General features: G+C 54.2%; 11 protein-coding genes and 1 pseudogene. 6 read left to right on the top strand and 6 right to left on the bottom strand.

Going from position 1 to position 7,672, the window contains the following annotated elements:
* The 3 genes and pseudogenes from FS320_RS46340 to FS320_RS34125 form a co-directional block, all read left to right on the top strand.
* Positions 1 to 127 (top strand): annotated as a pseudogene (locus FS320_RS46340) (IS630 family transposase); the annotation flags it as partial.
* Positions 128 to 397: a hypothetical protein gene (locus tag FS320_RS34130; RefSeq protein ID WP_152716834.1), complete on the top strand. Its 270-nt coding sequence runs from the start codon at positions 128 to 130 to the stop codon at positions 395 to 397.
* Positions 382 to 711 carry a hypothetical protein gene (locus FS320_RS34125; protein WP_152716833.1) on the top strand — a complete coding sequence of 110 codons (330 nt, stop codon included), beginning with the start codon at positions 382 to 384 and terminating at the stop codon, positions 709 to 711. The genes FS320_RS34130 and FS320_RS34125 overlap by 16 nt, the downstream gene beginning before the upstream one ends.
* Here FS320_RS34125 and ihfB read toward each other — a convergent pair.
* From ihfB to FS320_RS34105, 4 genes are all read right to left on the bottom strand, one after another.
* On the bottom strand, positions 689 to 1,033 hold the full coding sequence (gene ihfB, locus FS320_RS34120) for an integration host factor subunit beta (protein WP_152716836.1): 345 nt from the start codon (positions 1,031 to 1,033) through the stop codon (positions 689 to 691). The two genes, FS320_RS34125 and ihfB, sit on opposite strands and share 23 nt — an antisense overlap.
* Positions 1,034 to 1,141: 108 nt before the next feature.
* Positions 1,142 to 1,525 carry a hypothetical protein gene (locus tag FS320_RS34115; protein ID WP_152716832.1) on the bottom strand — a complete coding sequence of 128 codons (384 nt, stop codon included), beginning with the start codon at positions 1,523 to 1,525 and terminating at the stop codon, positions 1,142 to 1,144.
* 7 nt (positions 1,526 to 1,532) lie between these two features.
* Positions 1,533 to 1,982 (bottom strand): hypothetical protein, encoded by a 450-nt coding sequence (locus tag FS320_RS34110; RefSeq protein ID WP_152716831.1) that lies wholly within the window; start codon positions 1,980 to 1,982, stop codon positions 1,533 to 1,535.
* A gap of 137 nt (positions 1,983 to 2,119) precedes the next feature.
* Positions 2,120 to 2,752, bottom strand: coding sequence for a recombinase family protein (locus FS320_RS34105; protein ID WP_152716830.1), 633 nt, complete (start codon positions 2,750 to 2,752; stop codon positions 2,120 to 2,122).
* Between the two features lie 350 nt (positions 2,753 to 3,102).
* Here FS320_RS34105 and FS320_RS34100 point away from each other — a divergent pair, with 350 nt between their 5' ends.
* Positions 3,103 to 4,845: an AIPR family protein gene (locus tag FS320_RS34100; protein ID WP_152716829.1), complete on the top strand. Its 1,743-nt coding sequence runs from the start codon at positions 3,103 to 3,105 to the stop codon at positions 4,843 to 4,845.
* A gap of 32 nt (positions 4,846 to 4,877) precedes the next feature.
* Here FS320_RS34100 and FS320_RS51030 read toward each other — a convergent pair whose 3' ends face one another.
* The gene (locus FS320_RS51030; RefSeq protein ID WP_420846811.1) at positions 4,878 to 5,165 is read right to left on the bottom strand and encodes an SCO family protein; all 288 of its coding nucleotides are present in this window, start codon (positions 5,163 to 5,165) and stop codon (positions 4,878 to 4,880) included.
* Positions 5,166 to 5,638: 473 nt separating this feature from the next.
* On the opposite strand from FS320_RS51030, the gene FS320_RS34090 reads away from it, so the two are divergent.
* Both FS320_RS34090 and FS320_RS34085 read left to right on the top strand, forming a co-directional pair.
* Positions 5,639 to 6,316: a transglutaminase-like cysteine peptidase gene (locus tag FS320_RS34090; protein ID WP_152716828.1), complete on the top strand. Its 678-nt coding sequence runs from the start codon at positions 5,639 to 5,641 to the stop codon at positions 6,314 to 6,316.
* Positions 6,317 to 6,382: 66 nt separating this feature from the next.
* Entirely contained in the window at positions 6,383 to 6,769 is a 387-nt protein-coding gene (locus FS320_RS34085; RefSeq protein ID WP_152716827.1) for a RidA family protein, read from the top strand.
* An 89-nt stretch (positions 6,770 to 6,858) separates the two neighbouring features.
* Here FS320_RS34085 and FS320_RS34080 read toward each other — a convergent pair whose 3' ends face one another.
* Positions 6,859 to 7,257: a VOC family protein gene (locus FS320_RS34080; protein WP_152716826.1), complete on the bottom strand. Its 399-nt coding sequence runs from the start codon at positions 7,255 to 7,257 to the stop codon at positions 6,859 to 6,861.
* Positions 7,258 to 7,672 lie beyond the last annotated feature (415 nt).

Genomic DNA, 7,672 nt, shown 5'->3' with positions numbered 1-7,672 from the left:
GGAGGCCATCAACCGCTACGTGGCTGAAACCAATGCACGTCCCAAGCCCTTCACCTGGACGGCCAACCCAGATGAGATCATCGCTGCCGTCCGGCGAGGGCACCAAGTGTTAGATTCCGTCCACTAGATGGTGATCAAGCTCGAAGAGCATATTTCCAAGCCCGCCGTGAGGAGGTTCTTCGGCAAAGAAAGCACCGCGAGCGACATCAGCGCGAAGAAGAGGCTCGGGCGAGACAACATCGTAGTGGTTCTGATGAGAGAGGAGAGGGTATCGAAAACCTATTCGGAAAGGGCGACAAAGCCCTCAATGGTTGGGCCTCGAAGGCCGCTGGCTCAAGCTACGACGATTTCCTCATTCAGGGCCATCATACTGCCGATGATGTGGTCCACATCCTGATCGCTGCTCTCAACCAGATGAGGGACGAGCGCGATGCGGCGATCTCAACCATCGCAACCCTGGTGAAAGAACGGACTCGCATACGAGCCCATATGACTACCAAGAGCCGTTCGCCCGAAAAGCCGAACTCACTGTACCGAAATGTCGGACTTGATGAGAATTGTCCGGACTTCCTCCTGAAGGCTGCCCGCATGGCCTACCGCAAACACTTCCATCCCGATGTCCACCCGGAGCGAGACCGGGCAGAGGCAGAAAATCGTTTCAAGGAAGTGGAGGCGGTGTTCGAGAAGATTACGCGTCTACGAGGCCGTTGATGTTGGTCGCACCGGCTATCGCTCTCTTCCGCTTTTTGAGCGATGCGGGATTGAGGCGTTGGCGCATCTCCTTGCCCGTCTTGAACACAGGAATAACTTTCTCCGAGACTGCAACGAGATCCCCTGTCTTAGGGTTGCGACCCGTCCGAGCATCGCGTTTCTTGACCGTGAACGTGCCGAAGCCACGAAGCTCAACCCGGTTCCCTTGCGCAAGCGCATCACCGATGGTGCCGAGGATCGCGTTCACAATCTTCTCGACATCCCGCTGATACAGGTGTGGATTCTGCTCGGCGAGCTTATGGACCAGTTCGGATTTAATCATGACTGCCGTAAGTACCTGATAACGTGAATTTTTTAGGAAGATGGCAGAGCGCCATCCGGCCGTCAAGCAACCGGACGGGGAGAATGAATAGGCGCTTGCGGGCACCCGCTACTCATAATCCGTGCAGGCAATGTGGATTGCGGTGCTAAAACGCGCCTCTGCCTCGAAAGCTCGCTCGTCGTCTGTATCATAGAATCGCATGGCGAGAAGGTCGGTTCGGGTGATGCTACTTTCCAGATTATTCTCCGAAATGTACGCCTCGACGGCTCTTGTTTCGGCAGGCGAAACCAGCGCAGTTTCATCCTGGAATACGGTCGCTTTGTAAAACCAGAATTTGAACGCGACGAGCGCTGCGTCGTCGAGAAAACTGATTGCAATGATCGGATTGGGCGCAGCCTCGCACTGTCTGAGCTTGCGATCTGAAATAATAGAGAGGGCTTGCTCGTAGGTACATCCATCGTAAAGAATGACCTTAGGGGGTGAATTTTTCATGAGTCTTTCAAATGAGCACGGGCATCGGCTCGATGTAAACCTGAGGAATTTGGACTGGAACTGGTGATCTTGTCTTTATTGCATTGCGACGTGGCCAGATAGCCAGCTTCAACGACTGATATCGTGCCTTCGAAGTCGGCATAGCTGCGATCATTCCCGGTTTGACGAAGCCATGGATCGCTTCCCGCAGGACAGCGGGACTAATAGGCCGCAGTGTCATCGGCCAACGTGAGAAGGCTGCCAGGAAATCGACGGGAGCCACGGCCCCAAGAAACACGACGCCGCGCAGCTTTTGATCAGCACCCAACCATACGATCAGCCCGCAGTGCCGCCACCAGCGGCTTGTTCGGCGGCGGTAGTCGATCACATTGCGTGCCTCTATACGCCATGACCAGAAATCAGCCCAGCGTGAGGGCGCAATGTCGATCTCGACGGCATGCAGGTTGGGATTGCCCATAGTGTATATGCGCTGGGTGATGCGTTTCGCGTAACGCCGGGTGCATGGATTGCAGGTGATGAGACCACATCGGTTGGCCGAACAACACTTCCTTGTCATGGAAGTATTTATCCCCGTATCGGTCTGGGCTGTTGCTCTTATTGCCCCAGATCGCCTGAAGCCGTAGTGCGCTTCGCGATCTTCGCGATGGTTGCCCTACTGCATCCAGTAGCGGCCTGGATCTGCGACCATGATGAACCGGCGCGAAGCATGGAGGCGATACCCTCATTACGAGCGACGTTTTCGCGTCTGCCCGTGTAGAGCCCTGCCGCACGCGCCTTCGCTTGCCCTTGGGCCTGTCTACGGCGACGATCCTCATAATCTTTGCGGGCCACTGCTGCGAGCATATCGAGCATCATCCCATTGATGGCATCGAACATGCGGGCGGTGAAGTCGTCGGTTTTCGGATTCAGCATCGTCCATGAGGTTGGAAGATCCAGCGCCACAACCCGAACGCGACGGGCGGCGAGTTCCATTTTTAGCCTCTCCCAATCTGCTGCGTTGAGGCGACTCAATCGATCAACCTGCTCGGTCAAGCAGATGTCTCCTGGCGAGGCATCCGACAGGAGTCGGAAAAGTTCGGGGCGGTCGAGTTTCGCGCCGGACTCATTCTCAATGTAGTACGCAGCGATAGGTAGGCCGCGCTCCCTCGCGAACGCCTCAAGCTGCTCACGGGCGCGGGTGGCATCCTGCTGGCTGGTTGACGCCCGAAGATACGCTCGCACAAACATCGAAACCCCGTATGGTTCAGTTAGAATGGTTTCGATATTGGCAGTTCACTTTGAATAGTCAAGCTTGCGATAATGAACCAGTTTCTGCTTGGTGCAGGAGAGGGTTGCTCAAACTGTACCGCTCAGATTGAGGCTCGAAAGGTCAGCGAGCCGTTCCCGCCTTAACAGCACGTAATCAGATGGCTTTCCATCAAATGAGGCGCGTCCATCACCTAAGACGCATGGGGCTGTAAAGGCCATTTTCCTTATTGCCGAGTTCCTCGCTTAGATTTGCAACTGGTCACGCTGGACGCTCATGTGTAAATGGATGCCAACATCGTGACCCCTCCCATCCAGTGAGAGCCGCAAGTATGCATCGTGTAGTTAGAAGCCATGTCGATGATTTCAGCAAACGCTTTCAAATCGAAGGTGATATTTCAAAGCGCTTCGAAGCCTTCCTGAACTACTCCGTTCTTCGATCATACTCTGCGGATGCGGTTAATCCCTCAGAGTTGGTCTATGAGGGAGATGATCCTGGCATAGATGGAGTATTGTTCTTCATAGATGACGTGTATGTGTCATCAGTGGATGAAATCGACGAGCTTCTTAAAAACAGAAGACGTGATTGCGATGTAACAATCGCATTCCTTCAAGCTAAAATCTCGGAGAATTGGGACAAGAAGGAAATAAACGTCTTCCAGTCCGCCATCCAAGATTTTCTAAGCGAAAGCTCGTCTTACCCTCATAGCGATTATATTCGTGACAGAAGGGAGATGTTTGACCACATACTAAAGAATGTTGGGAAGCTAAGGGGTGGCAAACCCCAAGCTCATTGTTATTTTGCAACAACTGCCCGCGAGCCATCGGAGCGCGAGATCCTCGGGGCCTTCAAAGCGCTTCAAACGGAGATCGACAATACGGGCTTGTTTACAGAAGCGGTGATTAAGCCACTCGACCGCAACAAGTTGGTCGATCTTTGGGGGCAAGCTGATGGACCCGTCGAAGCCAGCCTGCCCGCCTTCGCAATTGCAGCTTTCCCAAAAGCGCCCGGCGTAGAGGAAGGCTATGTTGTTACCGTGAAAGCCCAAGACTTCATCAATAGACGTCTATCCGATAACAATAATAAGCTGCGCCAAAGGATTTTTGAGGAGAACGTTAGAGACTTCATTGGAAGCGACGGCGGCGTAAACAAAGAAATGGCGGAAACGATCAGCGACGATACGAAACAGAAGCGCTTTGGAATACTTAACAATGGCGTCACAATTATCTCGCCTGACGTGAGAATCCAAGGCAATGAACTTTATCTTCGTGACTTTCAGATCGTGAATGGATGTCAAACTTCCAATGTTCTATTTGAGAACCGTCACCTTGTCACAAACGATGCAACTTTGATGTTGAAGGTCATCGAGACCGATGAGGCCAGCCTCGTCGATGAGATTGTAAGATCAACCAATCGACAGACCAAGGTTCAAGACGATCAGTTTCTAGCCACACTTGATTGCGTCAAAGGGATCGAGAAGTTCTTCAATGCCAGAGGAGTTGACGAAAATCACCGACTCTACTTTGAGCGGAGACAGAACCAGTTTTTGGAACACGACATCCCTGCAATTCGTGTATTTACCATCAGCGAGATCGCAAGATGTGTAGGAGCGATGTTCCTAGACAAGCCTGACATTGCGAGCAGATATCCAAATCGGCTAACTGGCGAGCTAAGGGATACTGTCTTTAAGCGGGAAAATATTGAAGATATCTACTATACCGCTGCATATGCATCTTACAGATTGCAATTATACCTCAGCAACGGAAGAATCGATCCAAAATATAGCAAGCTCAGATGGCATATTTTAATGGCCATCAAGTATTTTGTTGCTGGTGAAAAAACCCCGCAAACAAATTCTCAGAAGGTTAGGAAAATTTGCGAGGAAATTGACCAGTTCATGAGTAATTCGGAGGAGGAAGGCTTAGAGCGTCTTCGAACACTCTGCACAAAAATTAGCTCTGTACAGGACATTACTCGGGACAAACTGAAAGTTCAGGGTTTTGTGCAAGAGATCAAGCAGAATGCGCTGACTGCAAGAAAAGCGAGCTTGAAAGCGGCCCAAAGCGTGTCGTAGCGCAACGTGATGGGCGTAGATGTGGGTTAACCTCACATTCTGCGCCCACTCTCTGCCCGCATTTGAGACGACGGGTCAGCGGCATGCTCCAACTGATGGGCCGCACTCCTCGGAAACCACTCGCGGATCTCCCGCACAACAGTCCTCCATGAGGAAACGGTTGAGGTCACGCAGCGCTGAATAGTCCGCGCTATGGATGATCGACCGCCGAGCGCCTTTAGGTGCTCGCTCATCTGGAATAGCGTTGTCGGACATACCTCTGTGCAATGGGTGCAACCGAAGAACCACGCGCTTGGCCTGCCCTCAAAATCCTTCTCCATCACTACTTGACCGGTGTGATCAGTAAGCGTGAACGGAACTCCCAGAGATACGTCTGACTCCAACTGGGACGGCGCAGGCCGGAGTATGGGCGCAGTTAGGAGAACAGGAACGCCAATAGCAGCCGCTGCAATGAGCGCCCATAGTGCCATGATCAAACGCTTCACAACTATTTCCCTCAACCGGTAGCACTCAATGGGCTGAATGCCCTTGCGTGGGAGCCCCACCGATTGGCTCGACAAGGATATGACGAGCACTCGTCCAGCCCGCTCAAAGACGAGGGTGCCTGAGGCCGGGGGAGTTGTGAAGGGGACGCGAAGACTTCCCCTCTCGTGAGCGTTGTACTCCGTTTGCAGTGTGGCCAGATCTCAACAGCTACCGTCCATATCGTTCCCGGTCCAGAATCCGTCTTGAACCATGCTCTCGCTGCTGACAGCTTGGCCTGAAGACAAACAGCGAGCCAAGTGAGGAGGACATGCTGCGGGTCAGCAATGGGGACTTCCGAACTGGATCAGACGCACAATCCGGTCGTGTGGCGTTCCTGATCGCTATTGCGGTTAGTGTGTTCCTTGTGGCCGCAGGATCTCCGTCTCCTCTGGCCGGAGCTACCTCGCTGCTTCCCCCAACTGCCGAAGCTTTACGCGTCCGTGAGCGAGCCCCTCCGACACTCGCATGGACCAGCTTTTGCGGACAGCTTCCGGACGAGTGTACGGTTGACCGTGCCGAGCCCGCGATAATCAGGCTCAGCCCGGCGATCTGGTCCACCATCATCGAGGTAAATGAGCGTGTAAACCGCACGATCCTGCCTGTCACGGATCGGGATCACTGGGGTGTAATTGACCGCTGGAACTACCCTGATGATGGGTTTGGTGACTGTGAGGACATTCAGCTTCTCAAGCGCAGGTTGCTGGTTGAGGCTCGTTTGCCTCGCCGGGCCATGCGGATGACCGTAGTGGCCGACGAAGAGGGCCAGGGACATGCTGTGCTGATGCTCCGGACGGATCGTGGGGATTTCATCCTCGACAACAAGAGGGATGAGGTTCTGCCCTCGCAGGGTACCGGCTATCGCTATGTTAAGCGAGAGGGCAGCGACAGCACAGAATGGGTGTGGGTCGGGGAGCAGGTTTCAGCCATGGTCACAGCCAAAAAGTAGGAGCCGGAATGGCATTTGGCGCGACCAACAGATCCTCGACAGGCAAGGGTCAGAAGGCAACATCCCATGCGCAATCTCATATCCTCCGGTTCAACGTTTGAGCATGATATTGGCTATTCGCGTGCCGTCGTCGATGGTGATTGGGTGTTCGTCTCAGGCACGACGGGATTCGACTACATCACAATGACGATTGCAGAAGATGTAGTCGAGCAGGCCGAACAGTGCTTGCGCAATATCGCGCATGCCCTCGAACAGGCGGGAGCCTCCTTCTCCGACGTTGTACGCGTTCGCTATATTCTGCCCCACGCCGAGGACTTCCCGGCTTGCTGGCCGGTGTTGCGGCGCGTCTTCGGTGAAATCCGCCCGGCTGCAACGATGATTGCCGCTGGCCTCTCGGACCCAAGGATGAAGATCGAGATCGAGGTTACCGCCCGCCGTTCAACGGCGGCTTGATCCGTAGGGGAGCCCCCGCGTCAGAAGGCGAGCGGTGACAGGTTTCAGAAGAAGCTTTGGAGACCGGTCGTAGCAGTCCAATTCACTGCTCAGGGATCAGCGTTGGCATCGTTGATTTCGATCCAGTGCCCGTCAGGGTCTTGGAAGTAAACCTGCCGCACCCCGTCTGGCCGGATGGTAATGTCCCTCGGCTGACGAGCAAGGCTGACATAGGTCACCCCGTGCTGCTCCAAGCGAGCCAGCACCGCAGCGAATTCTCTGGTGGCGAGCGCCACGTGCGTGGAGAACGGGCGGGATCGCTCCGGTTCAGGGTCGCCGCCGATCAGGTGAAAGGTCCGAAAGCCGTCTATGGTAAACCAGCGGATATGGCTCTTGCCGACTCTGTTGGAGATTTCCTCAAGCCCAAGGACAGTGGCGTAGAAAGTGGCACTTGCATCGACATCCTGCACATAGAGCGAGACGTGGTGCAGGGTAAAAAGGTCGGACATATTCAAGTCCTCCGAACCGACAGGCGCATGTCACGGGGCAGTTTGTAGAGCCTGAACTCGCGTTGCAAGATATGACCACGCCCAGCACAGCCCAAATCTCAGAATATACTGGATTCGACCGAGAGTAGATTCTCCGTCGTCACTCCTCTCTTAGGCCCGTTCTTAGGTCCGTTCATGGCAGTTGAGGCAAAAGATGCCGGAGTGTGAGAGAGTTCTGACTTTCAAGCCGGTGGGAGGGGCAACTTCGATGACAACAGGCATTCTCTGCGCGACCCCAGAGGAATTAGCCCGGTTAATTCACGGCGCCCCATCTGAGATTGGCTGTACGAGCCTTGCTGGCAAAGTTGACCGGATTTCAGGCATGTCCTCACCACCTCCAGGCGTTCTGCTTGGCGGATGAGAGCGGCGCGTTTGC

The sequence above is a fragment of the Microvirga tunisiensis genome (assembly GCF_009296175.1).
GTDB lineage: Bacteria > Pseudomonadota > Alphaproteobacteria > Rhizobiales > Beijerinckiaceae > Microvirga > Microvirga tunisiensis.
The sequence above is the reverse complement of the archived record's forward strand: the minus strand, read 5'-3'. Positions and strand labels throughout refer to the sequence as shown.